28 protein-coding genes are annotated in these 26,415 nt (G+C 36.8%); 14 read left to right on the top strand and 14 right to left on the bottom strand.

All coding sequences use genetic code 11. The annotated features are described in order from the left end of the window. Positions 1 to 29: 29 nt before the first annotated feature. Together K5S59_RS20590 and K5S59_RS20585 are read left to right on the top strand one after the other, a co-directional pair. Positions 30 to 1,034, top strand: coding sequence for a 2-hydroxyacid dehydrogenase (locus tag K5S59_RS20590; protein WP_098257793.1), 1,005 nt, complete (start codon positions 30 to 32; stop codon positions 1,032 to 1,034). Positions 1,035 to 1,143: 109 nt separating this feature from the next. Beyond that, positions 1,144 to 1,983 carry an alpha/beta fold hydrolase gene (locus K5S59_RS20585; RefSeq protein WP_001015206.1) on the top strand — a complete coding sequence of 280 codons (840 nt, stop codon included), beginning with the start codon at positions 1,144 to 1,146 and terminating at the stop codon, positions 1,981 to 1,983. Positions 1,984 to 2,013: 30 nt separating this feature from the next. On the opposite strand, the gene K5S59_RS20580 is transcribed toward K5S59_RS20585, so the two are convergent. Further along, positions 2,014 to 2,265: a YugE family protein gene (locus K5S59_RS20580; RefSeq protein WP_000537644.1), complete on the bottom strand. Its 252-nt coding sequence runs from the start codon at positions 2,263 to 2,265 to the stop codon at positions 2,014 to 2,016. A 117-nt stretch (positions 2,266 to 2,382) separates the two neighbouring features. Between K5S59_RS20580 and K5S59_RS20575 the strand changes: the two genes are divergently transcribed. Then, positions 2,383 to 3,537, top strand: a complete 1,155-nt coding sequence (locus K5S59_RS20575) for a MalY/PatB family protein (RefSeq protein WP_071725014.1) — start codon at positions 2,383 to 2,385, stop codon at positions 3,535 to 3,537. A 70-nt stretch (positions 3,538 to 3,607) separates the two neighbouring features. Here the strand turns inward: K5S59_RS20575 and sodC are convergent, their stop codons facing one another. Then, positions 3,608 to 4,147, bottom strand: coding sequence for a superoxide dismutase [Cu-Zn] (sodC, locus tag K5S59_RS20570; protein WP_000746527.1), 540 nt, complete (start codon positions 4,145 to 4,147; stop codon positions 3,608 to 3,610). A gap of 68 nt (positions 4,148 to 4,215) precedes the next feature. Next, a complete protein-coding gene (locus K5S59_RS20565; RefSeq protein ID WP_000982763.1) occupies positions 4,216 to 4,392 on the bottom strand; it encodes a hypothetical protein in 177 nt (58 codons plus the stop codon). 164 nt (positions 4,393 to 4,556) lie between these two features. Between K5S59_RS20565 and kapB the strand changes: the two genes are divergently transcribed. Then, positions 4,557 to 4,940, top strand: a complete 384-nt coding sequence (gene kapB, locus K5S59_RS20560; protein WP_120450970.1) for a kinase-associated lipoprotein KapB — start codon at positions 4,557 to 4,559, stop codon at positions 4,938 to 4,940. Positions 4,941 to 4,981: 41 nt separating this feature from the next. Here kapB and kapD read toward each other — a convergent pair whose 3' ends face one another. Further along, on the bottom strand, positions 4,982 to 5,605 hold the full coding sequence (gene kapD / locus K5S59_RS20555; RefSeq protein WP_000344364.1) for a 3'-5' exonuclease KapD: 624 nt from the start codon (positions 5,603 to 5,605) through the stop codon (positions 4,982 to 4,984). 289 nt (positions 5,606 to 5,894) lie between these two features. Between kapD and K5S59_RS20550 the strand changes: the two genes are divergently transcribed. Next, positions 5,895 to 7,220, top strand: a complete 1,326-nt coding sequence (locus tag K5S59_RS20550; protein ID WP_000545214.1) for an ArsB/NhaD family transporter — start codon at positions 5,895 to 5,897, stop codon at positions 7,218 to 7,220. A gap of 110 nt (positions 7,221 to 7,330) precedes the next feature. Here K5S59_RS20550 and K5S59_RS20545 read toward each other — a convergent pair whose 3' ends face one another. After that, positions 7,331 to 7,798 (bottom strand): hypothetical protein, encoded by a 468-nt coding sequence (locus K5S59_RS20545; protein WP_000390067.1) that lies wholly within the window; start codon positions 7,796 to 7,798, stop codon positions 7,331 to 7,333. Positions 7,799 to 7,916: 118 nt separating this feature from the next. Between K5S59_RS20545 and K5S59_RS20540 the strand changes: the two genes are divergently transcribed. Further along, on the top strand, positions 7,917 to 8,630 hold the full coding sequence (locus tag K5S59_RS20540) for a DNA alkylation repair protein (protein WP_000553338.1): 714 nt from the start codon (positions 7,917 to 7,919) through the stop codon (positions 8,628 to 8,630). 346 nt (positions 8,631 to 8,976) lie between these two features. After that, on the top strand, positions 8,977 to 10,353 hold the full coding sequence (locus tag K5S59_RS20535; RefSeq protein ID WP_000287155.1) for a glycine--tRNA ligase: 1,377 nt from the start codon (positions 8,977 to 8,979) through the stop codon (positions 10,351 to 10,353). 39 nt (positions 10,354 to 10,392) lie between these two features. On the opposite strand, the gene K5S59_RS20530 is transcribed toward K5S59_RS20535, so the two are convergent. Next, positions 10,393 to 10,776: a hotdog fold thioesterase gene (locus tag K5S59_RS20530; protein WP_001140606.1), complete on the bottom strand. Its 384-nt coding sequence runs from the start codon at positions 10,774 to 10,776 to the stop codon at positions 10,393 to 10,395. Between the two features lie 95 nt (positions 10,777 to 10,871). Between K5S59_RS20530 and K5S59_RS20525 the strand changes: the two genes are divergently transcribed. The 3 genes from K5S59_RS20525 (at position 10,872) to K5S59_RS20515 (ending at position 13,243) form a co-directional block, all read left to right on the top strand. Next, on the top strand, positions 10,872 to 11,615 hold the full coding sequence (locus tag K5S59_RS20525; protein ID WP_098257794.1) for a DUF3298 and DUF4163 domain-containing protein: 744 nt from the start codon (positions 10,872 to 10,874) through the stop codon (positions 11,613 to 11,615). A gap of 50 nt (positions 11,616 to 11,665) precedes the next feature. Then, the gene (locus tag K5S59_RS20520; protein WP_098257795.1) at positions 11,666 to 12,259 is read left to right on the top strand and encodes a biotin transporter BioY; all 594 of its coding nucleotides are present in this window, start codon (positions 11,666 to 11,668) and stop codon (positions 12,257 to 12,259) included. Between the two features lie 147 nt (positions 12,260 to 12,406). Continuing rightward, the gene (locus K5S59_RS20515) at positions 12,407 to 13,243 is read left to right on the top strand and encodes a hypothetical protein (protein WP_098257796.1); all 837 of its coding nucleotides are present in this window, start codon (positions 12,407 to 12,409) and stop codon (positions 13,241 to 13,243) included. A 104-nt stretch (positions 13,244 to 13,347) separates the two neighbouring features. Here K5S59_RS20515 and galU read toward each other — a convergent pair whose 3' ends face one another. Beyond that, a complete protein-coding gene (gene galU / locus K5S59_RS20510) occupies positions 13,348 to 14,235 on the bottom strand; it encodes a UTP--glucose-1-phosphate uridylyltransferase GalU (protein ID WP_002073425.1) in 888 nt (295 codons plus the stop codon). Between the two features lie 108 nt (positions 14,236 to 14,343). Continuing rightward, entirely contained in the window at positions 14,344 to 16,068 is a 1,725-nt protein-coding gene (locus tag K5S59_RS20505) for a phospho-sugar mutase (protein WP_001104195.1), read from the bottom strand. Positions 16,069 to 16,211: 143 nt separating this feature from the next. Here K5S59_RS20505 and cdaS point away from each other — a divergent pair, with 143 nt between their 5' ends. Then, positions 16,212 to 16,817 carry a sporulation-specific diadenylate cyclase CdaS gene (gene cdaS, locus K5S59_RS20500; protein ID WP_001158733.1) on the top strand — a complete coding sequence of 202 codons (606 nt, stop codon included), beginning with the start codon at positions 16,212 to 16,214 and terminating at the stop codon, positions 16,815 to 16,817. A gap of 92 nt (positions 16,818 to 16,909) precedes the next feature. Here the strand turns inward: cdaS and pepA are convergent, their stop codons facing one another. The 5 genes from pepA to K5S59_RS20475 all read right to left on the bottom strand — a co-directional run bounded on the left by pepA (position 16,910) and on the right by K5S59_RS20475 (position 21,406). Beyond that, positions 16,910 to 18,394 (bottom strand): cytosol aminopeptidase, encoded by a 1,485-nt coding sequence (gene pepA, locus K5S59_RS20495; protein WP_000487977.1) that lies wholly within the window; start codon positions 18,392 to 18,394, stop codon positions 16,910 to 16,912. A 145-nt stretch (positions 18,395 to 18,539) separates the two neighbouring features. Then, positions 18,540 to 19,166 (bottom strand): 3D domain-containing protein, encoded by a 627-nt coding sequence (locus tag K5S59_RS20490; protein WP_033656415.1) that lies wholly within the window; start codon positions 19,164 to 19,166, stop codon positions 18,540 to 18,542. Positions 19,167 to 19,252: 86 nt separating this feature from the next. Then, positions 19,253 to 19,570, bottom strand: coding sequence for a YuiB family protein (locus K5S59_RS20485; protein ID WP_000027006.1), 318 nt, complete (start codon positions 19,568 to 19,570; stop codon positions 19,253 to 19,255). Further along, positions 19,567 to 20,073, bottom strand: a complete 507-nt coding sequence (locus K5S59_RS20480; RefSeq protein ID WP_098237994.1) for an NUDIX hydrolase — start codon at positions 20,071 to 20,073, stop codon at positions 19,567 to 19,569. Before K5S59_RS20480 ends, K5S59_RS20485 begins: the two co-directional genes overlap by 4 nt. A gap of 124 nt (positions 20,074 to 20,197) precedes the next feature. Beyond that, complete coding sequence (locus K5S59_RS20475; RefSeq protein ID WP_120450971.1) at positions 20,198 to 21,406, bottom strand: NAD(P)/FAD-dependent oxidoreductase; 1,209 nt, start codon at positions 21,404 to 21,406, stop codon at positions 20,198 to 20,200. Positions 21,407 to 21,868: 462 nt separating this feature from the next. Between K5S59_RS20475 and K5S59_RS20470 the strand changes: the two genes are divergently transcribed. The 3 genes from K5S59_RS20470 to K5S59_RS20460 all read left to right on the top strand — a co-directional run bounded on the left by K5S59_RS20470 (position 21,869) and on the right by K5S59_RS20460 (position 24,884). Continuing rightward, positions 21,869 to 22,858, top strand: a complete 990-nt coding sequence (locus tag K5S59_RS20470) for an NAD(P)/FAD-dependent oxidoreductase (RefSeq protein WP_000829779.1) — start codon at positions 21,869 to 21,871, stop codon at positions 22,856 to 22,858. Positions 22,859 to 22,981: 123 nt separating this feature from the next. Further along, positions 22,982 to 23,461, top strand: coding sequence for a GyrI-like domain-containing protein (locus K5S59_RS20465; protein ID WP_000606659.1), 480 nt, complete (start codon positions 22,982 to 22,984; stop codon positions 23,459 to 23,461). A gap of 175 nt (positions 23,462 to 23,636) precedes the next feature. Further along, on the top strand, positions 23,637 to 24,884 hold the full coding sequence (locus K5S59_RS20460) for an MFS transporter (RefSeq protein WP_000391918.1): 1,248 nt from the start codon (positions 23,637 to 23,639) through the stop codon (positions 24,882 to 24,884). A gap of 584 nt (positions 24,885 to 25,468) precedes the next feature. Here the strand turns inward: K5S59_RS20460 and K5S59_RS20455 are convergent. Beyond that, positions 25,469 to 26,338, bottom strand: coding sequence for a LysR family transcriptional regulator (locus tag K5S59_RS20455; RefSeq protein ID WP_220784085.1), 870 nt, complete (start codon positions 26,336 to 26,338; stop codon positions 25,469 to 25,471). Positions 26,339 to 26,415 lie beyond the last annotated feature (77 nt).

The following is a 26,415-nucleotide window of genomic DNA, read 5'->3' as shown; positions in this document are numbered from 1 at the left end:
TCGTTAAAGCGGGGTAAAGTGAAACTTTAATCAGCGGAAAAAGGCGTGATAAAGCGAAAGGGGATGGAACCGTGAAACCAAAAGTTTATATTGCCGAACCAGTTCCAACATTTGTAGAAAACTATTTATCAGAACACTGTGATTATGAAAAATGGGAGCAAAATGAGAAGGTACCTCGTGATGTTCTATTGGAGAAAATACAAGATAAAGATGGCTTATTAAATTTTGGATCTGCTATTAATGAAGAATTATTGACTGCAGCTCCTAACTTAAAAGTCGTGAGCAACATTTCTGTCGGTTACGATAATTTTGATTTACAAGCGATGGAAAAGCGTAATGTCATCGGAACGAATACACCATACGTACTAGATGATACAGTAGCTGATCTCGTTTTCGCTCTTATGCTATCTGCCGGTCGCCGTGTTTGCGAACTAGACTCTTACGTAAAAAATGGTGAATGGAATGCCGAAATTGGAAAAGAGTACTTCGGACTGGATGTACACCATAGTACAATCGGTATTATCGGAATGGGCCGAATTGGAGAAGCCGTTGCAAAACGAGCGAAATTCGGATTTGATATGAATGTTCTTTATTATAACCGTCGCCGTAAAGAAGAAGCAGAGCAAAAATTCGATGCTACATATTGTGATTTGGAGACGCTACTAAAGCAATCTGACTTTATTGTCCTTCTTACGCCATTAACAGATGAAACGTATCATCTTATCGGAGACAAGGAATTTTCATTAATGAAAGAAACAGCAATCTTCATTAATGCTTCTCGCGGGAAAACAGTAGATGAAGAAGCGTTAATCCATGCGTTAACCGAAAAGAAAATCTTTGCAGCAGGCATCGATACGTTTACACAAGAGCCAATTCAAAAAGAGAATCCGCTCTTATCCTTACAAAATGTTGTGACTTTACCGCACATCGGATCTGCAACATTAAAGACTAGGCAGCAAATGGCTATGACAGCCGCTGAAAATTTAGTTGCAGCGTTACAAGGAAAAACACCGCCTAATATTGTTCGTGGGTAATAATGAATAAGCGAAAGGCAAGATGACATCGTCATCTTGCCTTTTTTTGTTAACATATTTTTTTCTGCCTTGGAGATGATATGAACAAAAATCAATGGAGTGACAAAAAATGAATCACGAATATACTTGTCCTTATTTCACTTTTTCCACTCGCGGCACTACTATTCATTACGAATTGTATGAACATGACAATAAAACGGAACGTCCTACTTTCGTACTCGTTCACGGCTTTTTATCTTCCTCATTCAGTTACCGCCGCCTCATTCCTTTATTATCGAAAGCAGGAACAGTACTGGCTCTTGATTTGCCACCATTCGGAAAAAGCGATAAGTCTCATCTGTTTAAGTATTCTTATCACAATTTAGCAACGGTTATTATCGATTTAATTGAACATTTATCTCTCTCAAATATTGTGTTAGTTGGGCATTCTATGGGTGGACAAATTTCTCTCTATGTAAACCGTATACGCCCTGAATTAATCTCCAAGACGATTTTACTATGCAGCTCTAGCTATTTAGCACGCGCAACCTTACCTTTACTGTACTCTTCTTACTTACCGTTCTTTCATTTATACGTAAAGAACTGGATTATACGGCGCGGCATTGTTCATAACTTAATGAATGTCGTTCATGATCACTCATTAATTGACGATGAAATGAAGGAAGGTTACTCCGCTCCTTTTTATGATAACCGTATATTCCCGGCTTTAACTCGTATGATAAGAGACCGTGAAGGTGATTTATCCTCAACTGAATTACAAAAAATCGAAACACCTACACTACTCATTTGGGGTGAAAAAGATCGCGTCGTCCCTGTACATGTAGGTCATCGACTACACAAAGATTTACCAAACTCAAAATTTATTTCTTACGAAAACACAGGACATTTACTACCTGAAGAAAAACCTGAGCATGTTTATGAAGAAATCATCGCTTTTTCTGCGCAGTAATGTAAAAAGGCTGTCGGAAATTCCGACAGCCTACAATGAACAACTTCCGCCTTCTTTTATTACAAGTAATTCCACAGCTAACTTCTCACATTTTTCAAGCGCAGGTACTTCCTCAAAAGACATAAAGTATATATGTTGAATCTTCTTTGCGATGTATTTCGAATCATCAAACACACTTACGACGTTCACAACATCGCTCGCTTCTGTTTCATAAAACTCCGGTCCCATTTGAAACGGATCCCAATTCTTCACAACCTCTATCATCTTTTCATATGTACCCATTCGCTTCCCGCCTTTTCACTTTTTAATACTTTTCTTTATCCTATCACATCAGCTATTCTATAAGAAGAGAGAGAACTTTCATAACTTATCGGTTTTACAGAAGAAGGGGGCAAACTTATGCAACTATTTCATAAAACAGTCAATCGACGTGGAACTCATAGTACAAAATGGGATACATATAAAAACGAAGAGCTTATCCATGCTTGGATTGCTGATATGGATTTTGAAGTACCACAACCAATTCAAACTGCTTTAAAGACACGTATCGAGCATCCTATTTTCGGCTACACACTTCCTCCCGAAAATATTGGAGATATTATTTGTAACTGGACAAAAAAACAGTATAACTGGGATATTCAAAAAGAATGGATTGTCTTTAGCGCCGGAATCGTTCCAGCTCTTAGTACGAGCATACAGGCCTTCACAAAAGAAAATGAATCCGTTCTCGTACAACCACCTATTTATCCACCATTTTTCGAAATGGTTACAACAAACAATAGACAATTATGCGTAAGTCCATTACAGAAACAAAATGATACATATGCGATAGACTTCGAGCATTTAGAAAAGCAATTTCAGCAAGGCGTCAAACTCATGCTTCTTTGTAGTCCTCACAATCCTATCGGGCGTGTTTGGTCAAAAGAGGAACTCACACAACTTGGCACGTTATGTACAAAATATAATGTAATCGTTGTCGCGGATGAAATTCATTCCGATATTATCTACGCAGATCATACGCATACACCATTCGCTTCCTTATCAGAAGAATTAGCAGCACGCACCATTACTTGTATGGCTCCGAGTAAAACATTTAATATTGCCGGATTACAGGCATCGATTATTATTATTCCAAACGAAAAACTCCGTCAGGCCTTTACATCTATCCAATATAGACAAGGCTTCCACGGATTAAATATATTCGCCTATACAGCGATGCAAAGTGCCTATACAGAATGCAACGATTGGCTAAATGAAATTCGATTATATATAGAAGATAACGCTCAATTCGCTTGTGAATATATTAAAAATCACATACCTGCTCTTTCTGTAACGAAACCAGAAGGTAGTTTTTTATTGTGGATTGATTGCTCTCGCCTACAACTTTCTCAAAATGAACGCACTACATTACTTGAGGAAAAAGGAAAAATCATCGTTGAACCTGGTGAGAAATACGGATTAGGCGGAGAAGAACATATTCGAATTAACATCGGCTGTCCAAGATCTGTTTTAGAAGAAATTTTAAATAGACTGCGCCATACGTTTTCATCCTAAACTCTTTTGTAGGTAAATTGATATATTTTCACTTACGTTTCAAAAAAAAAGCTACCATGCACGGTAGCTTTTACTTTTTCTTCATATCCGACGCTTTTTTTACAATGACACCACAAGCAATTCGATCACCAGATTTACCTGCTGGTTGTGTCATACCATCATCAGCGTTTTCTGTAATAATAATAGACGCTCCATCTTTTCTATGAATCGTCGTTTTTCCTTCTTCAAGCGTTATATGTGGTGCATCGATTTCTGCTTTAATCTTTCCAGAACTGTCTGCAATTACATTCGGTAAATCACCGTTTTCTGCACCTTTCGGATTAAGAAGCCCATGCTTTTTATTATCAGGATTAAAATGATTCCCAGATGATTCAAATCGTGGTGCTTTACACTCACCAATTTCGTGTACATGTATGCCGTGCGGGCCAGGTGCGAAACCTTCCCCTTTAACCGTAATTTTCACTCCGCTTGTTTGCTGCACTACTTTTGCAGTCCCCACTTCATCACCTGAAGCATTATGTAATTTCACGTCAATTTCTTTCGGCTTTCCTTGGTCACAACCTGCCATCAGAAATAATACACAACAACTGAAAAAAAGCCGTTTCTTCATTCTATTCCCTCCAAAATATATTCTGCCCTTAGATTGTCCGAGCATAGAGGGAAACATACAAAAATGAGTTACTGTTTCTTTTCCGCTAACAGTTTTTCTTCAACTTTCTGTAACCGCTCCGCTTCTCGCTTTGATACACGAATGAACATACGCCACGTAGCAACAGCACCAATGATAAATAGAACGCAAACAATCCCTGGAATAATATATTCTGTTTTATCTTCCGGAAAATATAAAGGCATCATATTGAACACTCCTTATGATTCGATTGAAAAACATCAGAATTTTCTGTTATATTATTTTAAATTATAGTTGAACCGATTCATATTCTCAAGGGGTCGTTCCGAAAGAGAAGGATTTCTTTGACTACTTCGTGGACTTTCCTTACTATAAACTTGAGGTGAAAAATATGAGAGAAACATTTGAAATTGGCGAAATCGTTACTGGTATTTATAAAACTGGAAAATACATCGGCGAAGTTACAAATAGCCGTCCTGGCAGTTACGTCGTAAAAGTATTAGCTGTTTTAAAACATCCGGTGCAAGGTGACTTACATAACGTAAAACAAGCTGACGTACCATTTTTCCATGAAAGACGTGCTTTAGCTTTCCGTGAACAAACAAATATTCCGGAGCAAATGGTGAAGAAATATGAAGGAGAAATTCCAGAGTATACAGAGTCACTCAAATTAGCATTAAAAACTCAAATGAATTCATTTTCTGAAGATAATTCACCTTTTGCGGTTCGTAGTCTAGAAACATTAGAGCAGTTAAAAAAAGACTACAAACTTTAAAAAAACAAAACGACCAAATTACATACTGTGCAATTTGGTCGTTACTGTGTACTCACTTTCTTTAACACTTTTGAAAAATCAACGAGTTCCCCTAATGTTGGCGGTGCTGGTTTCACTAAATACTCTTTATCTTTTTCTACTAATTTAAAAATATTATACGTCGTCATCGCATCATCTAGCGCACAATGATGCTTACCCGTCCCTGCTTTTCCATACGCCTCAATTGCTTTCCACAATCCTGTTTGATTTCTCTCCCCAAAAAACTTCTTATACTCAAGTGATAAATCACGACACTGTCCTAAGAACGGAAAGTCTACTCTCGCCATTTCACAATTATGTTTCAACACTTTCATATCCATATTTCCCCACGTAACAATGGTCGGTTTACATCTCTTTTCATATTCTGCAAGTTTTTCAACGAGTTCTGGAAACGAAATTCCTTTATCTACGACTTCTTGTTTAATTCCTAAAAATTTCTTACATCGATCCGTTAAAGAAGGAAAAGTTTTCGGTCTAACATGAGCTGAATACGTGTCTTCTACCTTACAACCAACAACCGAGACGAGTCCTACCTCAATAATCTCCGGGAAAAATCCTTTTGGTTTTTTTCTGTGCTGGGGCATCGTAAACTCAAAATCCAAAAATAAAAATCGTTGTTCATCCATACGATCCCTTCCTTATCATCTTTGTCATTCCTTCCTCTTTGACACTCCTACACGAACAAGCTCGAATGCTAATTCCATTTTAAATATTCAGATTGGATGTATCTTATATATATGTCAAATGCCCACAAATATTTTTAAAAATAAGAAAAAATGACCAATGCAGAAAATATGACAAAATACCCCCTCTCATTTACATCCTCCATTTTTCTACTTTATAATGACTTTATGTGTGTTTCTTCGAGAACATTTTTGACACACTAAGAAAAGTGAATGAAAGGAGATGAGAGTTTTGCACGAAACAACGCAAGAGCTCGCAAACTGGCAGTATTATTTTGCTATCGCAGTCTTTTTAATTACATATGCCATTATTATTTCTGAAAAAATTAATCGCGCTGTCATCGCACTTCTTGGCGCAGCACTCATGGTAATTATGGGGGTCGTTGATTTACACAACGCCTTTACGAAACATATTGAATGGGGGACGATTACGCTACTCATCGGTATGATGATTCTGGTGAATATTACGAGTAAATCGGGTGTCTTCCAATACGTTGCCATTAAAGCAGCAAAAGGAGCACAAGGAAATCCAATTAAAATTTTAATTTCACTTTCCTTACTTACTGCACTTGGTTCCGCATTTTTAGATAACGTTACAACTGTACTTCTTGTTGTTCCAGTTACTTTATCTATTACGCGCATACTGCAAGTAAATCCTGTTCCTTATTTACTTTCTGAAATTATTTTTTCAAACATTGGAGGAACAGCAACATTAATTGGTGATCCACCTAACATTATGATTGGTTCTGCAAATAAGCATTTAGATTTCAATGCTTTCTTGTTCAACTTAGCACCTATCGTAATCATTATTATTGCAGTTACAGCAGTAATACTTTACTTCATGTACCGTAAACAATTAATTGCTGATCCTGTACAAGTTAAAAAATTAATGAGTTTAGATGAAAAACAATACATTAAAGATCCAGTATTAATGAAAAAATCTTTAACAGTACTTGGACTTACAATCGTAGGTTTCATGACTCATTCGATCTTCCATGTTGATGCAGCTATCATTGCTTTAACTGGTGCTACTGTACTTATGTTAATCGGTGTGAAAGAACATGAAATTGAAGAGGTATTCGCAAGTGTAGAGTGGGTAACAATCTTCTTCTTCGCAGGACTATTCGTACTTGTTGGAGGACTTATTGATATCGGCCTTATCAAAATGTTAGCTCAAAAAGTAATTGGCATAACGGGCGGAGATATTTCTTATGCGTCTATCCTTATTTTATGGGTATCTGGTATCGCCTCTGCAACAATTGATAACATTCCATTCGTTGCAACAATGATCCCACTTATTAACGATATGGCAGTTGGGCTAGGTTTATCACCGTCTGATGCACAAATCGACGTATTATGGTGGGCATTAGCATTAGGTGCTTGTCTAGGTGGAAACGGAACATTAATCGGAGCTTCTGCTAACGTAATTGTTGCAGGTATCGCAAGCCGCGAAGGACATAAGTTTAGCTACATGGACTTCCTAAAAGTTGGTTTCCCAATTATGATCGTTTCATTAATCATTTCTCATATTTATATTTATTTACGCTACCTTATGTAGTAAAAAAAGGGCTGTCCTATGTGACAGCCCTTTTTTCTTGGTCAACGAAATATCACTTTACCAACAAAGAGCTGTTCCAAAACATCTTCGAAACAGCTCCCCGCATATATTTACTCGTTATATCTTACCGGCTCATTCCGAATAATAAATAAGTGAATCGGTAAGAAAACCGAAAATGTGATTGTATGAATAATTGTAAATAATATAGGGTTCGTTCCGTACCTGTCTAAAATAGCGTAGATGAGATAAATAGACAGCACAATCGATACAGCTGTTGCTATTAAATATAGAATTGGTACGAAGCTAAAAATGAAGCATGCGACATATATGCCGAATACTTTCCATCCTGCTTCTTCTTTCAAGAAGTCTGGTAATTTATCTTTCGCTAAATCCCCCCATATCTTACTATTTAAAAAAGGAATAAACGCAAGAGCACCGTCCGTGGCACCATCATTTTTCGCCATCGTGTACAGTGCAAAAGCCGTTAATAAATACGCAATAATTGCCCAAATCAATACAACAAGAATAAACGCAAAACTAAGAGCAAAGAAACCTGCTAGTACGCCTTGATCTTCCATCTTATCCTCTCCTCTCTACTCTCAACATATTTCGTTGCATTGCAAGTTATGTTTTAAAATTCAACCAAACTCTCTGTATAATAATAAGAGCAAGATAATTAGAGAGGAGAACGGACTTATGCATCCATTTGTACAAACATTACAAGAGCATTTCATAGCTCATAAAAACCTTGAAAAAGCAGAACCGATGGCACGTTATATGAAAAATCACTTCCCATTTCTCGGTATTCAAACTCCCGAGAGAAGACAGTTATTAAAAGACGTTATTCAAATACATACTCTCCCAGATCCAAAAGATTTCCAAGTTATCGTACGTGAGCTTTGGGATTTACCAGAACGTGAATTTCAGGCAGCAGCACTTGATATTATGCAAAAATATAAAAAGCATATAAACGAAACTCATATTCCCTTCTTAGAAGAACTCATTGTCACAAAGTCTTGGTGGGACACTGTTGATAGCATCGTCCCTACATTTTTAGGTACTATCTTTTTAAAACATCCTGAATTAATTTCTGCCTACATTCCAAAATGGATCGCATCAGATAACATATGGTTACAACGGGCCGCTATTTTGTTCCAGCTAAAATATAAACAAAAGATGGATGAAGAACTTCTTTTCTGGATTATTGGACAACTACATTCTTCAAAAGAATTTTTCATTCAAAAAGCGATTGGTTGGGTCCTTCGTGAATATGCAAAAACAAAGCCCGATGTCGTTTGGGAATACGTGCAAAATAACGAGCTTGCCTCGCTTAGTAAACGTGAAGCAATTAAGCACATTAAACAAAATTACGGAATAAATAACGAAAAATTAGGCGAGACTCTATCATAGATAGACGCGTTCCTCTATTGAGATTTAAAAAAGAACGTGTTAGAATATGTTCATTATTATTAATATAAGTAGCGATGACGGACTTATAAGTACTTGCACAAAAAGCGATTCAGGGATAGTGAAAGCCTGAAGTTGCAAGGAAACGGCAGTCTCGAGCAATACGTGATAAAGTGGATGCACCTTTTGTGTATCAACTAGGGTGGAACCGCGGGCAAACGCTCGTCCCTAGGCAATTAAGCCTTGGGATGAGCGTTTTTTTATGTTTTTCAAAGCATATACTGCTCGTTTCATAAGTACCAGAGCACGTCATCGCCAATACGTTAACTTTCAAAAGGAGGATTTTATTATGTATTCAATGGAACAAGTTGTAAACTTAGCAAAACATCGCGGTTTTGTTTTCCCTGGTTCTGAAATTTACGGTGGTCTTGCAAACACTTGGGATTACGGTCCACTTGGAATCGAATTAAAAAATAACGTTAAAAAAGCTTGGTGGAAAAAATTCATTCAAGAATCTCCATACAACGTTGGTTTAGACGCAGCTATTTTAATGAACCCAAAAACTTGGATCGCTTCTGGTCACGTTGGTAACTTCAACGATCCAATGATCGACTGTAAAAAATGTAAAGCGCGTCACCGTGCTGACAAATTAATTGAAGATGCATTAGATGCAAAAGGCATTGAAATGGTTGTTGATGGTCTTACTTTCGACCAAATGGCTGACTTAATGAAAGAACATGAAGTAAAATGTCCTGATTGTGGTAGTGAAGAATTCACTGAAATCCGTCAGTTCAACTTAATGTTCAAAACTTTCCAAGGTGTGACAGAGTCTAGCACGAACGAAATCTTCCTTCGTCCTGAAACAGCACAAGGTATTTTCGTAAACTTCAAAAACGTACAACGCTCTATGCGTAAAAAGCTTCCATTTGGTATTGGCCAAATCGGTAAGAGCTTCCGTAACGAAATCACACCTGGTAACTTCACATTCCGTACACGTGAATTCGAACAAATGGAACTTGAATTCTTCTGTAAGCCTGGTGAAGATTTAGAGTGGTTCGCATTCTGGCGTGAAACTTGTAAGAACTGGTTACTTTCACTTGGTATGACTGAAGAAAGCATGCGTCTTCGTGACCACGGTGAAGAAGAGTTATCTCACTACAGTAACGCAACAACTGATATTGAATTCCGATTCCCATTCGGTTGGGGCGAACTATGGGGCGTAGCATCTCGTACAGACTTCGATTTAAAACGTCACATGGAACACTCTAATGAAGACTTTAACTATATCGATCCACAAACGAATGAGCGTTACGTACCGTACTGCATCGAGCCATCTTTAGGTGCTGACCGCGTAACATTAGCATTCTTATGTGATGCATATGAAGAAGAGCAATTAGAAAACGATTCTCGTACAGTTCTTCGTTTCCACCCTGCTTTAGCACCATACAAAGCAGCAATTTTACCATTATCTAAAAAGCTATCTGAAGGTGCTACTGAAGTATTCGCAGAATTAGCTAAAGACTTCATGGTAGACTTTGATGAAACTGGTTCTATCGGTAAACGTTACCGTCGTCAAGACGAAATCGGTACACCATTCTGTATCACTTATGACTTCGACTCAGTTGAAGACAAAGCTGTTACAGTACGTGACCGTGACACAATGGAACAAGTTCGTATGCCAATTAGCGAACTAAAAGGTTTCTTAGAGAAGAAAATCCAGTTCTAATTATAAGAAAAAGAGGCAGCTCATGAGAGCGCCTCTTTTTTACTTTTCACGTTTTTCTTTAATTGCTACTGTACATCGTGATATGCATAGTAAATCATCATTTTCATCAATGATACGCACATCCCAAACCATTGTTGAATGTCCTCTATGTATCGGTGTCCCGATCGCTGTTACAATTCCATCTTTCTTTGAGCGAATGTGGTTTGCATTAATTTCTAGACCGAAACAAATACATTTCTCTTGATCAATTAAATTATATGAACCGACACTTGCTACTGTTTCTGCTAATGCAAGGGATGCACCACCATGTAAAAATCCAAACGGCTGATGCGTACGCTCATCTACAGGCATCGTAGCAACCACCTTATCTTCTGTCATCTCTAACAACTCAATTCCAAGTGAATCCATTAAAGTTTTTGCCATCTCGTTTCCCCCTTCTCTTACTTTAATCGAATGTATAATTTTACCTATTTATTTTCAAACTACTTATAACACTTATATAAGGAGGTTTCACCTAAATGAAACAGAAATTTTGTATATTACTGCTTATGTTCTCCTTGCTGACTATTGTACCAAATTGTGCACTAGTAGCCAAAGCATCCAACCTGACAATCGATGTTCAGACTGTAACACAAAAAGGTAAGAAACCTTATATAGAATATCAAATTAACAGACCTTCGTTTCATAATTTTTCAGATTCTAAATTTCAAAATAAGCTCAATTTCTATTACAAAAAATCTACTGAAAAATTTAAAACAAAATTAGAAAAAGACGCAAAAAAATATTATAAAGAAACAGAAGGATCTAGCACACCATTTCATCCGTACGTGGCGAATGTTGATTATAAAGTCTCCTTAAATAAACCACCTCTCCTCAGCCTATATTTGAATTACTATCAATATACAGGCGGAGCACACGGTCTTTATACATGGAAGGCAAACACATTTGATTTAAACGAAAAAAAGCTACTACACTTAGACGATTTATTTCAACAAGAAGAGAAATATAAAGAAGTAATCCGCGCTGAGATCGTAAGACAACTTAAACAAAATGAAAGCATTTATTTTCCCGATGCAACTGAAAAGGTCATGAGCACGAAAAAGTTTCACTTCTTTTTAGAACCGGACAACCTCGTCATTTATTTCCCTTTATATGAGATTGCTCCTTATTCAAGCGGAATTCCTCAATTTCGTATTCCGTATACGTTGCTAAGAGAGTATTTGAAGCCTTCTTATCAAAATATTTTAATTGACAACAAGTAAATATTTTCGCTACGATAATGTTAACCTAAAAACAACAGGAGGTTAACATTATGAGAAGATTTCATGTTTTAGATTTAGCATTAGCTGCCATGTTCGTTGCTCTTATGGCCATTGGTGCAAACATTGTATCTTGGGCACCATTCTTACAAGTAGCGGGCATCCCATTATCTATGCAACCATTTTTCGCAATTTTAGCAGGGCTTCTTCTTGGAAGTAGACTTGGCGCATTATCAATGACTGTTTATATGTTTGTTGGAGTAGCAGGTGCGCCAATCTTTGCTAACTTCAAAGCTGGATTTGGAGCACTGTTAGATCCTACTGGTGGCTTTATTATCGCATTTATTATCGTTGCTTACGTATCAGGAAAACTCGTAGAACAAAAGGAAAAACCAACATTCAGTACTTTTGCAATTGCCTCTTTCACAGGAATCATTTTAACTTATATTATCGGTACTACTTATATGTACGGGGCAGTTAATCTCTTCATGGGTGGCAATATGAGCTATAAAGCTGCTTGGATGATTATGATGTGGTTCGCAGTAAAAGATATTGCATTTACAATTATCGGTGCCATTATCGCACCTCGCATATACTATGCTGTACGTCGTTCCGCTTATCAGCATTCTCATTCGACGATTTCATAATAAAAAGAGTTATCTTACTATGTTAAGATAACTCTTTTTTGTTTTTCGACAATATACGACACATATTAAAAATGATTTTTGTTATGCTAATTCAGCAAATTAGATATTTTGCACATCTAATTAGAACAATATTTTGGAGGAAAATCAGTGAATCTATCAAAAAATACACTTATTAAAGTAAGTGTCGGAGTACTATCTTTATTTTTCATACTAGGTATGAGTATCGGTTACAAATTATATGGAAATAGTGAGTTAGGAATGTCATATACCTTTGGAAACGGCCTAGCATTTTTCTTTTTAATTCTTACTATAGTTAGTTTATGCGCGGCTTTAATCTTTATTGTTATTGGGTTAATTAAGAAAGTACGAAAATTACCAGTAAAAAAATCTTTAATAACATCGTTAATACTATTTCTAACAACTGTTATATCCGTCATCGTTCTTCTCTTTACGATAACAAAAGTAACAAATATGGAAGAGGAGTATCAAGCTCTTCAAGCCCAAAAGAAAAAAGAAGCTAATTACTTAATTGCCGCAGCATCTTTTTATAATAATATAAACACCTTTAAATATGCAGCATCTTACGTATTATCCGAGTATTCAACTACATGGTCAAGCGCAATAGATAAAAGACAGGACTTCAATAATGCACTAAGTTCTAAGAGAACAGAAATTGACGGAATGATTACAAGCGTTGATACGTTTTATAACAATATGGGAAATGATTTAAAGTTAGTCTCTGAAGCTGCAAAAGAACAGCCTAATAAATATAAAGAAACCTATGAAGAATATAAAAAAATATATGGGATTATCACTGCGCTTAACGAACAGGCCCAATCTCCAAGTGGCAGCTTAATTTCATTTAATCAAAACGTTAATGCATTGATTCAGGAATACAAAAAAGCAGCTGGTAATATTAATATCGCTATTACTGATGAAATAAAATCCAAAGCTGATGAGCTAAAGCCTACTGATCAAAAATAAAGACACTCTCTCCAGAGTGTCTTTTTTCTCAAAAAAATCCCCTTTAGATTAAGCAGTAAATACGTTCCTTTACCGCTCATCCAACAGGGGATTATATCACTATATTAAGACTGTTGCTTCGTGTGTTCTTCTAAAATTTTCTGCATCATTGGAACCATTTCATCACGTAATTCTGGGTGTTGCAGGGCCATTTCGATTGTCGTTTGAACGAATCCTAACTTTTCACCTACGTCGTAGCGCTTTCCTTCGAAATCGTAAGCGAATACACGTTGAATTTCGTTTAAGTTTTGGATTGCATCTGTTAACTGAATTTCACCACCAGCACCAACATGTTGCTGTTCTAAGAACATGAAGATTTCAGGTGTTAAAACGTAACGTCCCATAATTGCTAAGTTTGAAGGTGCTGTACCTGCTGCTGGTTTCTCAACGAAATTACGAACTTGGTAACGACGTCCTTCTTGCTCTAATGGATCGATAATTCCATAACGGTGTGTTTCATTTTCTGGAACCGTTTGTACACCAATAACAGAAGAAAGCGTTTTATCATATTCTTCAATTAATTGACGTAAACATGGTTTTTCAGCTTGAACGATATCATCACCTAATAAAACAGCGAATGGCTCATCACCGATGAATTTACGTGCACACCAAACAGCATGCCCTAATCCTTTTGGTTCTTTTTGACGGATATAGTGAATATCTACCATTTTTGAAGAAGCCTGTACTTTTTCAAGTAACTCATACTTTTTCTTTTCTAATAAGTTTTGTTCTAACTCAAATGCATTATCAAAATGATCTTCAATAGAGCGCTTCGTTTTACCAGTAACGATAATAATATCTTCGATTCCTGATTTTATTGCTTCTTCTACAATGTATTGGATAGTTGGTTTATCTACTATCGGTAACATTTCTTTTGGCATTGCTTTTGTAGCTGGTAAAAAACGTGTTCCTAATCCAGCTGCTGGGATTATCGCTTTTCTTACTCTTTTCATCACAAAATACCCTCTCTTCTGTCAGAATCAATAACGATTATTTCCTTACATAGATCAAAAGGGAGGTTTCACTCCCTTTTGTTCTCCACTACTTAAAATTACTTTATATTATAAACGATTCATAATATCTTCTTTAATAGTAAGTAACTTTTGTTCACTATTTTGTAAAGAATTATCTTGAACTCCGAAGTAGAACTTAATCTTCGGTTCAGTTCCAGATGGGCGTAGGCAGAACCAAGAACCATCTTCTAATTGATATTTTAACACATTTGATTTCGGTAAGTGAATCTCTTCTTTATGTCCATCTTGTAAAGATGTAACGATACTCGCTTTATAGTCTTCAACTGCTACAACTGTTAAGCCAGCTACTTCTTTCGGAGGATTTTCACGGAATGTTGCCATCATTTCTTGGATTTGTTCCGCTCCATCTTTTCCTTTTAGCGTTAACGATACAAGATCTTCACGGAAGAAACCATACTTCTCAAATACTTCTAATAAGCCATCGTATAACGTTTTTCCTTGTGACTTGTAGTATGCAGCTACTTCACATGCGAATAGAACAGATTGTACTGCATCTTTATCACGGCAGAATGGACGGATTAAATAACCGTAGCTTTCCTCATAACCAAATTGGAATTCGTATTGTCCGCTTTCTTCATACTGTTTAATTTTTTCACCAATAAATTTAAATCCAGTTAACGTATCAACTGTATCTAAACCGTATGCTTTCGCGATTGTACGGCCAATTTCAGACGTTACGATTGTTTTTAATACAACACCGTTCTCTGGAAGTGTTCCGTTTTCTTTCTTTTGAGATAATAAGTAATCAAGCATTAATGCACCTGTTTGGTTACCAGTTAATACTTGGAACTCACCATCATGATTACGAACTGCTACGCCAAGTCGGTCTGCGTCAGGATCCGTTGCGATTAACACATCTGCGCCTACTTTCTCACCGTCACGAATTGCATACTCAAATGCTGCATGCTCTTCTGGGTTCGGTGATTTAACTGTAGAGAAGTTCGGATCTGGTAACTCTTGCTCTTTTACAACTGTTACATCTGTGAATCCAACTTCTTCTAAGCCACGGCGTACAGAAATATTTGATGTTCCGTGTAATGGTGTAAAGACGATTTTTAAGTCTTTCCCAACATTTTGTATCATTTCTTTATTAATGATGACATTGTTCAATTCTGCAGCATATGCATCATCTACTTCTTGTCCAATAATATGTAATAAACCGTCAGCTTTTAATTGCTCCACATTAGCAACCTCAACTGTTAACTCATCCTCTACTGCATCTACATAGCTAATTAACTCATCAGCTTCTTTTGGAGGCAACTGCCCACCATCTTCACCGTATACTTTATAACCGTTATATTCAGGCGGATTATGACTTGCCGTAAGAACGATTCCACTCACTGTATGTAAATGACGAACTGCGAAAGAAAGTACTGGCGTTGGACGTAAGCTTTCAAACACATATGTTGTGATACCGTGTGCACCAAGTGTAGCAGCTACTTCCATTGCAAATTCAGGTGATTTATGACGAGAATCGTACGCTACAACAACACCGCGCTTCTTCGCTTCTTCACCTAATTTTTCAATAAACGTCGCTAATCCTTGTGTCGCTTTACGAACTGTATATACATTTAAACGGTTCGTACCAGCACCAAGTTCACCACGCATACCACCTGTGCCGAACTCTAAATTTTTGTAAAAGCTATCCTCAATTTTCTTCTCATCTTGCTTCATGTTTTCTAACTGTTCTTTTAGTTCTGCGTCTAACTCTGCATATGAAAGCCAGCGACTAAATTCTTGTTTCCAATTCATACTTCTATCTCCTCTCGCTTGTCATACCTTTATTATATGAAAAAAACAACCTGTATCTCAATATTTTTTACAATCTAACAGGATTTTACTAGGAATATTTGTATACACTATGGTTAAATACTCCACTAAAGGGAATGAGGATTATGCAAGAATGGGGCTTGTCAGAAGAGCTCAAAATACAAACAAAGCAAATGATTGAAATTGCTGAGAAAGAATTATCCATTATGAGGCAAGCAATTGATAAAGAAGATGAATGTATTTTGTGCAAAATGGAAGATATTCATCATATGTTAGCCAATGTACAAACATTGGCAGCTACATACTATATTCAAGCGTATTTATCACCTTATACGGAAAGCTCACATTCTATTACAGCGACTGTCCAACATTTAAGCGCCCGAAAACACGGGGCTCTTATTATTGTGGAAAGAAACGAGCCACTTGACTCTCTCATTCAAACTGGAACAACATTACATGCTCATTTAACCTCACCGTTACTTGAATCCATTTTCTATCCAGGTAACCCTCTTCATGACGGGGCCGTTCTCGTTAAAAATAATCATATTGTTTCAGCTGCTAATATTCTTCCGTTAACGAAAAGCACAGAAGTTGATCCAGAACTCGGAACACGTCACAGAGCTGCAATTGGCTTATCAGAAAAAAGCGATGCCCTTATTTTAGTTGTCTCTGAAGAAACAGGTCGCACTTCATTCGCTTTAAATGGGACGTTATATACAATTTCTTTATAATAATGAAACGAGTTCATATGGGATAAGCCGACCATAGTCCCACCAATAAAAAAGGCTGTTCCAAAATATCGGAACAGCCTTCTCTTATGATCTTATTCTTCTCCGAAACGTTCAACAAGTGTTGCAAGTGTACGTACCATTGCACCTGTTGCTCCAGCTGGCCCTAAATCATGCGCTCCTGACATTTCAGATGTTCCAGCGATGTCTAAGTGTACCCATGGTGTATCCTCAGCGAATTCACCTAGGAATGTACCTGCCATAACCGCATGTCCTTCACGGCCTGGTGAGTTATTTAAATCAGCAAACTTACTGTTTCTCACGCGTTCTTTATCACGATCAAAAATCGGTAATTGCCAAATTGATTCATCTGTTTCCATAGATGCCTCTAGCACTTGCTCAAACAACTCTTCATTGTTTGTCATTGCGCCTGTCGTATGATTTCCAAGCGCAACAATTACACCACCTGTTAATGTCGCAACATCAATCAGATAGTTTGCACCTAGTTTTTTCGCATACGTAATTCCATCAGCTAACGCTAGGCGACCTTCTGCATCTGTATTTAATACTTCAATTGTTTTTCCGCTCATAGATGTGATTACATCGTCTGGCTTAAATGCTGTACCACTTACAACGTTATCAGTTGATGGAATAACAGCGATCACATTTTGCTCTGGGCGAAGTTCACCGATAATTTCCATCGCACCTAATACAGCAGCAGCGCCGCCCATATCACCTTTCATACCGACCATGCCTTCACGTGGTTTTAATGAATAACCACCTGTATCGTATGTGATTCCTTTTCCAACGAATCCAATGACATCTGTCCACTCTTCTTTTCCTTTATAAATAAGAGCGATCATTTTTGGTGGTTCAGTAGATCCTTGGTTTACTGCAAGTAACGCACCCATACCAAGGTCTTCCATCTCTTCTTTCTCAAGAACTTTATAATCCATATCATACTTTTCTGCTAACTCAACAGCATACTCAGCAAGCTTTGTTGCTGTTAATACGTTTGGCGGCATATTTACAAGTGTACGAGCTGAATTTGTTGCACGTCCATGTACGTAGCCAACTGTTAATGCAGCTTCAATTTCTTGTGCATCTTCTGCTGTAATAGCCGTGAACTTCTCTAACTCCACACGTTCCTTTTTATCTGATTTATACGTTTGTAACTCATATGTACCAAGACCTTGTACCTCTGCTGCAATGTGAGCTACATCAATCGCGTCTAATTTCTCTGTTACGAAAGAATCAAGCAAGATTGCTGCATCTTGTACTTTCGCTGCTTGTAACGTTTTGAACGCCTTACCAAGAGCCGCACGTAATGTTTCCGTCGTATACGATTCTTTCTTTCCTAAACCAACGAAATAATAACGTTTCACATTTGTTTTCCCTAAACTATGTACTTTCGAAATAGCTTTCTTCTTCGTAGAAAGTTCTTTCTCTTCTAATAAAACTTGTAATTGTCCTTCAAACGCTTTGTCCAGTTCTTGTACAAAACTACTCGTTTTCTCTTCTTCAAATAAGGCAACGATTACCGCTTCATGGCTTGCTAATTCTTTTTGTACTTGAAACATGTTCAGACCCCCTAAATTTCTCTACTCTGCCTTTATTATAACTTTATTTTCGATAAAATGCGACAATTCTAACTTCTGTTACATCCTATATAATCCATATTTCTTCTATATAAAATTAAAAAAGTCTAGCGTAATTACCACTAGACTATCTTTGTTTTAAATATTGACCGCGAAACACTTGCATCGTTTCGTCTTGATTTAACATCGTTAACTCTTCCTCTGAAAACTTACCATCTCCAACTTTCACTACATATACATTTACTTTTTTCTTACCCCATTGGCTATAAACATCTTTCACCGTATCATAGTACAAATCAAGACGGTTTCCTTTTATTGCACCGCCCTTATCAGCTACTACACCATATCCATAACCTGGTACGAATAAAATTGTTCCAATTGGGAATACGCGCAAGTCAGCTGCGATTGTGGAATATAAATCCCTTTTCACCTTAACACCTGAATATGTAATACCATACTCCGGATGTCCCGGCCTCTTACCAGTTGACTCAATTCCTGACGTATAACCTGTTGCAGTCATTTCAATTGAACGATATTTAGACCAGTCTTTCGCCTGCTCTAAAGCATTTATCACTTCTTTACTCGGAGCAACATTTCTCTTAATTTCTGCTGCATGTACTTCTTTTGCACTCGTTCCCTCATATTTCTTTACAATCTCTAATAAAGAAACTCCTGTGAAAGCATTCCATGTTACGCATAATGCGGATACAAGTAAACAAGTCATCATAATGCGAATACAATATCGTTTTAACATTTTTATATTCCACACTCCTTCATCGTTAATCATTCCCTATACGATGAAGGAATATGCAAAAAAATAATCTCCAAATGAATTGGAGATTAAAACATTTGATATCCGCTTTTCCGAAGTTTCTTAATTACGATTCCTGCTAATGCAGCACCTACTAAACCAGTAGATAAAATAAACATATCTGCTTGTCCTAAATGCGATACACTTGTCCCAAATGAAGAAAATGTTTCTTTTGGCTTTGCAAAATAATCCCACACACTCGCCTTATTAATAATAAGTATACAAACAATCGGATACACAATAACCATTACCCACGTAGCTCGCAATATCATGTTGAGTAAAAATCCAATTCCAAAGAACAAAATGAAAAATAACATCATTGAAATAAGTAGTACTGGTATACTCACTCTTTCTCCCTCTCCTTCGCATGCGCCGTAAATACGTGATAGGCGGTATAACCAAATTGCTCTCCTGGGTCTAATGTTTTGTTCATCTCAAGATGTAGTTCTGATCTTCCTTCAAACAAATATTTAATAAGTAGAGACGTATTCGGATCATCCGCAATCGTATCTGGATGTAAAAATGCTACTTCAGACAATTCTTTCTCCTGTATAATAATGTTTTCTCCTTCAGGCTCCAAAAGGAAAATAATCATATTATCACTAATCTCATTGCGAATCACGCCCGATCGAACACCAATGATCCCCTTCACATGAGCGACAATGCCTGTCTCTTCTAACACTTCACGTTTCACAGCTTCATCTACCGTCTCACCTTCATTTACAAAACCAGCCGGCAAAGACCATTTCCCCTTTAATCCACTGTATTTTTTCTTAACGAAGAGCCACCTACCATCTTTTGTAGCAACTAAACCACTAACAGCTAGCCATACTTTTCCTCGTTTCTCCATGATGCATTACCCTCCTCTACCGGAACGGACAGAATATTCTTTCTTTTTTTATATATTATACTATATTTTTTAAATGAAAAAAGCAGAAACAGCTCTTCGCCGTTTCTGCTTTTTCTACTATATATTAAAAGAACTTTAATTTACCTTTTTTAAGAACTAATAAAGGTCCACCTAATAGGAATAGGTAACGGTTATCGATTACTTTCTTCATGAAGGAAGCTTTCCAACCTGTTAACTTTTTGCCCATAACAACGCCCATTGCATCGTCATGACCTAAAGAACATACAGATCCTTTATTATCGAATGCGAATTTCTTCATTTCGCCCCTGCCGCGAACTAACACAGTTAAGTTGTGTGCAATGTTGTAACCTTGTTGAATTGCGATTTGTGCTGTTGGTGGGTATGGACGGTTAATTTCTTCGTTAATGATTAACGCTGCGTCACCAACCATGAATACCTCTTCGTATCCTGGAGCGTGCATGTACTCATCAACTTTTACACGTCCGCGCATTGCTTCAAAGCCAGACTCTTCTACAATACCATTACCACGAACACCTGCAGCCCAAACTACTGTTTCAGACTTAATTAATTCAGTATCATCGCCATTTGCAACGATAATACCTTCTTCAGTTGCTTCTTTAATTGCTGTACCGATGCGGAATTCTACACCTTTTTTCTCAAGTTGTTTCACAGCGTATTCTACTAATGCCGGATCGAAACCTGGAAGTGCTGTTGGAGCAGCTTCTACACAGATGATACGTGCTTTTTCACGTGGCACATTGTACTCTTTGCAAAGTTCAGGAACACGGTTCGCAAGCTCACCTACGTATTCGATACCAGTAAATCCAGCACCACCAACAACGATTGTTACTAGCTCATCGCGTTGTTCAGTTGCATATTTAGCGAAACTAGCTTCCATATGCTCACGAATTTCACGAGTTGCATTAATGTTAGCGATTGAGAATGCATGCTCTTTTAATCCTGTAATTCCGAATGTTTCTGACTCGAAACCAAGACCGATTACTAAGTAGTCATACTCTAACTCGCCGTCTTTTAAGATAATGCGTTTTTCAGCAGCTTTAATTTCTACTACTGTATCTTGTACAAAGTTCACTTTATTTGTATCAATAACGTCTTGAATATCTAGACAGATTTTTTCATCTTGTAATGTACCAGCTGCGCTCTCATGTAACCAAGTCGCTTGGTAGTGATAGCTGTTGTTGTTTACTAACGTAATTTCAGCCTCATTTACAGATAATGCTTTTTGCAGACGAACAGTCGTAATCATCCCGCCATAACCTGCACCTAAAACTACGATTTTTGGAGTCTTCACCAAATCACAACCCTTTTCTTTATATAATAGTAATGAAAAATAATACCAAGTACTAAAAACTCTATTTGTCAAGAATGTGGAATTTATCACATTCTATATCATAACAAAACGCAGTCAAAAAATCGTACGAATTTTGTCATAGAAATTTAACATAATACTTCCCTATATTAGTCGGTTTTATTCCAGAATTCAAGCGTCTGGAGAATTATCAATATTTTAAAATAACATAGCGTTTTCAAGGGTTTTTCAGCCTTTTTTTCATGTATTTTCCTTTCACCATATTTTATACAATTAAAAAAGCATCTATGCGAAAACTTACACACAATTCAGTCGTTTTCAGAAGTATTATGAACTCAAATATGCTATCATTTATTTGAAAGTGTCATCATTTGCAGGATTTTCGTGTACATATGAACAATATATGAAATCAATATCAAAATTCCATCTATAGGGGGAATGAAAGTGGCAGAAAATCAAAAAGTTTACGACATAACAATTATTGGTGGTGGTCCAACAGGACTGTTCACAGCATTTTATGGCGGTATGAGACAAGCAAGTGTAAAAATCATTGAAAGCTTACCTCAACTTGGAGGACAATTATCCGCACTCTACCCTGAAAAATACATTTATGATGTAGCTGGATTCCCGAAAGTGCGCGCACAAGAATTAGTTGATAACTTAAAAGAGCAAATGAAGAAATTTGACCCAACCGTTTGTTTAGAAGAAGCTGTTGATACGCTTGAGAAACAAGCTGACGGTATATTTAAACTTGTTACGAATAAGCAAACTCACTATTCTAAATCAGTTATTATTACTGCCGGCAATGGAGCTTTCCAACCACGCCGCTTAGAATTAGAAGGGACAGCAAAGTACGAAAAGAAAAACTTACATTATTTCGTTGATGATATGAATAAATTTGCTGGTAAGCGCGTCGTAGTATTTGGCGGCGGTGACTCAGCTGTTGATTGGACAATGATGTTAGAGCCGATCGCTGACAAAGTTACAATCGTTCATCGCCGTGATAAATTCCGTGCGCATGAACATAGCGTAGAAAGCTTAATGAATTCTCGTGCAGAAGTAAGCACACCATACGTTCCAGTAGAACTCATTGGTGATGACAAAATTGAACAAGTCGTTCTTCAGCATGTAAAAACGGAAGAAAAAATTATCATCGATGTCGATGACGTAATTGTAAACTACGGCTTCGTTTCCTCTCTTGGCCCAATTAAAAACTGGGGATTAGATATACAAAAAAACAGCATTCTTGTGAACTCAAAAATGGAAACAAATATTCCTGGCATTTACGCTGCTGGTGACATTTGTACATATGAAGGAAAAGTAAAACTCATTGCTTGCGGCTTCGGTGAAGCACCAACAGCAGTAAACAATGCAAAAGCTTACTTCGATCCAAACGCAAAACTTCAACCGATGCATAGCTCTAGTATGTTTTAATATAGAAATGAAAAGAACTCCTTTTACATGAAGGAGTTCTTTTGTTATTGTGCTACCGTATCCTTCCAAAATATGTTACAATAAAACGAGAACAAACGTTCTAATTCAAGGGAGGAATTTTTAATGATAAACGAACCTATTATCGTAAAAAAAGAAGCTTTCCAAGCAATCGGCGTTTCGATTACGACGACAAATGAAATAGAGGCATCTACTGAAGGAAAAATTCCAGGGCTTTGGAACCAATACTTCCAAGAACAAATTATGCATCACATCCCAAATCAACAAACGAAAGAAACACTCGCTTTCTACTCCAATTACGAATCAGATGAAACTGGTACATATCAATTTACAATCGGTATGCCCGTTTCTTCATTAGAAGACGTGCCTGAAAATATGACAACTTTAACAATACCTGCTGCTACTTATGCGGTATTTACAACGAGAAAAGGACCAGTTGCTGAAGTCATTTGCGAGGCTTGGGAATATATTTGGAAATGGTCAAAAGAAAACAAACGTGCTTTTACAACAGACTTTGAGCTTTATGATGAAAGAGCGTTAGATCCAAACAACGTTCAATTGGATATTTATATTGCATTAGCCTGAACGACAAAAAAGAAGATACCATTTGGTATCTTCTTTTTTGTCGTTAAATAGCCACTGTGCAAATTCATTATTATTGTCTACAATGAAAAAGTGCAGTATAGAAATATTAGAAACTGTATAAAACGATTGTTAACAGGTTTTTTAGTTTAAATTTGTCACATAGAAAGGAAGCAATATGGAGGAACTACAACAAAATAAATCTGCTTTAGAGGGAAGCGGAAAACCGTTATTAAAAAATACGAATTTCCTTTTTCTTTGGGCAGCTACACTCTTTTCAAGTTTTGCTTTAGCCTTTTTTACTTTTTCACAAACGTGGTACATAGCAAAAACATTAAACCTTGAGGCTTCACTCGGTGTTGTTTTCGTAGCTCTTAGTGTTCCAAGGCTTATTTTTATGATTATCGGCGGCGCTGTAGCTGATAAATTCCCGAAAAAAAACATTATGTTTTATTCTAATATTATTCGTGCTATTCTCGTCGCGACCATTCTTACATGGTTCATCGTAGGTGATGTAACACTATATACATTTGCTTTATTCGCTTTATTCTTTGGACTTGCTGATGCTTTTTTCTGGTCAGCTGATGGATCTATCTTGCCTGAACTTGTAGAAAAAAGCCGTTTAACACAAGCAAACTCACTTACACAAATGACAAACCAAGCATCGGTCATCTTAGGCCCTGTACTTGGCGGAATTCTTATCAAATTTACAAACTATGAAACGATTTTTTCGATCACAATTTTATTACTGATCGTCGCAGCCATACTCGTTCAAAAAATACAATTTACAATGCCAGAGCAGCAAAATACAGACAAAGGCATGTTCACTTCTATTAAAGAAGGCATTTTATACGTGAAGGAATCACCATTCCTTTCAACTTTCCTTCTTTGCAGCGCCTTTTTAAACTTATTTTTAATTGGTCCGATGCAAGTCGGTTTCCCGCTTTTCGTTAAAAATGTTCTGCACGGTGATTCGCTTCAATTTAGTTACTTAGAAGCATCTGTAGGTGGCGGAATGGCAATAGGCGCTGTCATTGTCGGTTTAAAAAATATTAATCGTAGACGCGGTATATTTTGCATTATCATGATGCTACTGTCTGGTGTATTCTTCTTATCCATCAACTTTAGCACTGTACTTTGGCAAGCGTTATTAGCTGGCATGTTTTACGGTATTACAATCGCAATGGCTATCGTTCCGCTTATGGCGATGATTCAATCGACAGTAAAAGAAGAAATGATGGGACGCGTAATGAGTCTACTTATGCTATCATCAATGGGCTTTATCCCGCTTTCTTATGCATTCACATCAATCGCACTTGCAATAGGAATTCCAATCGTAACTGTTATGAAAAGCGGTGCAATCGCCGTTATCGTTTTCGTACTCTTTGTAGCGGTTCGTGTTCCAGTTGTAAGAAAGTTTGATTAACTACTTGGTGTAGCTTTTGAAAAAAGTCTGATTATTTATAATAAAGATCGATAATTTATAATAAAGTTTGATTAAAAATCCTGTGTTGATATGCAGGATTTTTTCTTGTTCCACAAACGGGCCATTTTCTTGAGTAACATTTTAATGAAAATAATTATGGAGCAAAAAAATTGTGAAGATTTTCCCTTAAACTAAAGGGTTGTAAAGGGGGAAATCTAAATGGTTATAAATGCTCAAACAAACAGTAATTCGGTAATTTCTTTAAACCTTGGTATTATTTAGATCCTAATACCATTTATCGGTTTTTTTGGTGGTTTAGGAGTTGTAGTTGCTAGAAAAGCGACAAAAGAAATTGTAGAAAAAAATCAAAGTGGTAGTGGATTAGCTACTTCCGGTTTAATTTGTAGTGTGGTGGGAATTATCATTCAAATCTTTTTATTACTCAGTATTCTCGTTTTCTATTCTTTAAGAATTGTAGGATATCTTATTAAACTAAAGGGCCAGTCCTGCCATGGTTTGGGCGTTCAAAGCGTCGCAAACCATGAATAGGATTGGCTTACTATGGGGAGTAGTTTAGTGTTTTATTAATAATTTCTATTTTTTGCCACATGAAGAAATTCCTTAACCGCAGGAGAAGCATTTGCAATTGATTGACAAGCAAGTGCTACTTCACGGCTGTTTTCAATATTTAGTTTGCTGATTTTTATGTTTTGCTGTGTCTTTAAAAATAATTCTGGACCTATCGTAACGCCAAGTCCTTCCTGTACCATATTAGCGATCGTTGTACAGTCGTGTACTTCAAAAAGAATAGATGGTTTAATTTGCGCTTCTGCAAATAATTCCTCAACATGTGATTGGTACATCCCTGTTGGCATAATAAAGGATTCATACATTAAATCATTCATTTCTACTATTTCTTTAGAATGAAATTGATGATCAGGGTGATGAGCGACTACCATCTTGTCTTTAATCAAAGGAACCAAATCGAAATTTGGGTTTGATTTTCCTTTTACTACAAATCCAATGTCAATAATGCCTGAACCTAACCATTCCGTAATCTCTTCATAGGTTCCTTCGTAAAATTTAAATTCTATTTTAGGATGCTTTTTCCGGAATTTTGCAAGTAATTTAGGCAATAAGCAGGAAGAAGCACTTGCAAAAGTGCCGATACGAATAATACCTGTTTCCAAGCTTGTCATAAGCGCAATTTCTTGATTAATGACTTCCACTCTTTTCAATATTTCTCTAATATGCGGCAGAATTTTTTGTCCTATATCTGTAAGTGTTATTCCTTTTTTTCGATCACGAATTAATAAAGAAACTCCCCATTCAGATTCTAAACTCGCAACTGCATGACTCACGGCAGATTGGGTCATATTTAATGTTTCAGCAGTTTCTGTAAAGCTTCCTAGCTCAACCACTTTTGCAATGATTTCGTAGCGCACAATAGTCATGAGTAATTACTCATCTCCTTTATTAAAAACATCAATTTTACTTATGTTAACATGGAACATAAAATAAAAACAGTAGT

The sequence above is a fragment of the Bacillus sp. BML-BC051 genome (genome assembly GCF_019656175.1).
GTDB classification, from domain to species: domain Bacteria; phylum Bacillota; class Bacilli; order Bacillales; family Bacillaceae_G; genus Bacillus_A; species Bacillus_A mobilis.
This window is presented reverse-complemented; position numbering and strand designations above follow the sequence as displayed.

Coding starts and splice junctions, on each gene's coding strand:
- K5S59_RS20545 (WP_000390067.1), bottom strand. CDS start 7,798: ATGGAAGATCAAGGCGTACTAGCAGGTTTCTTTGCTCTTAGTTTTGCG.
- K5S59_RS20565 (WP_000982763.1), bottom strand. CDS start 4,392: ATGATGCCTTTATATTTTCCGGAAGATAAAACAGAATATATTATTCCA.
- galU (WP_002073425.1), bottom strand. CDS start 14,235: ATGAAAAGAGTAAGAAAAGCGATAATCCCAGCAGCTGGATTAGGAACA.
- K5S59_RS20530 (WP_001140606.1), bottom strand. CDS start 10,776: ATGGCAAAAACTTTAATGGATTCACTTGGAATTGAGTTGTTAGAGATG.
- K5S59_RS20535 (WP_000287155.1), top strand. CDS start 8,977: ATGTATTCAATGGAACAAGTTGTAAACTTAGCAAAACATCGCGGTTTT.
- K5S59_RS20520 (WP_098257795.1), top strand. CDS start 11,666: ATGAGAAGATTTCATGTTTTAGATTTAGCATTAGCTGCCATGTTCGTT.
- pepA (WP_000487977.1), bottom strand. CDS start 18,394: ATGTTTCAAGTACAAAAAGAATTAGCAAGCCATGAAGCGGTAATCGTT.
- K5S59_RS20490 (WP_033656415.1), bottom strand. CDS start 19,166: ATGTTAAAACGATATTGTATTCGCATTATGATGACTTGTTTACTTGTA.
- K5S59_RS20540 (WP_000553338.1), top strand. CDS start 7,917: ATGCATCCATTTGTACAAACATTACAAGAGCATTTCATAGCTCATAAA.
- K5S59_RS20465 (WP_000606659.1), top strand. CDS start 22,982: ATGATAAACGAACCTATTATCGTAAAAAAAGAAGCTTTCCAAGCAATC.
- kapB (WP_120450970.1), top strand. CDS start 4,557: ATGAGAGAAACATTTGAAATTGGCGAAATCGTTACTGGTATTTATAAA.
- K5S59_RS20575 (WP_071725014.1), top strand. CDS start 2,383: ATGCAACTATTTCATAAAACAGTCAATCGACGTGGAACTCATAGTACA.
- sodC (WP_000746527.1), bottom strand. CDS start 4,147: ATGAAGAAACGGCTTTTTTTCAGTTGTTGTGTATTATTTCTGATGGCA.
- cdaS (WP_001158733.1), top strand. CDS start 16,212: ATGCAAGAATGGGGCTTGTCAGAAGAGCTCAAAATACAAACAAAGCAA.
- K5S59_RS20455 (WP_220784085.1), bottom strand. CDS start 26,338: ATGACTATTGTGCGCTACGAAATCATTGCAAAAGTGGTTGAGCTAGGA.
- K5S59_RS20525 (WP_098257794.1), top strand. CDS start 10,872: ATGAAACAGAAATTTTGTATATTACTGCTTATGTTCTCCTTGCTGACT.
- K5S59_RS20580 (WP_000537644.1), bottom strand. CDS start 2,265: ATGGGTACATATGAAAAGATGATAGAGGTTGTGAAGAATTGGGATCCG.
- kapD (WP_000344364.1), bottom strand. CDS start 5,605: ATGGATGAACAACGATTTTTATTTTTGGATTTTGAGTTTACGATGCCC.
- K5S59_RS20480 (WP_098237994.1), bottom strand. CDS start 20,073: ATGGAGAAACGAGGAAAAGTATGGCTAGCTGTTAGTGGTTTAGTTGCT.
- K5S59_RS20505 (WP_001104195.1), bottom strand. CDS start 16,068: ATGAATTGGAAACAAGAATTTAGTCGCTGGCTTTCATATGCAGAGTTA.
- K5S59_RS20585 (WP_001015206.1), top strand. CDS start 1,144: ATGAATCACGAATATACTTGTCCTTATTTCACTTTTTCCACTCGCGGC.
- K5S59_RS20460 (WP_000391918.1), top strand. CDS start 23,637: ATGGAGGAACTACAACAAAATAAATCTGCTTTAGAGGGAAGCGGAAAA.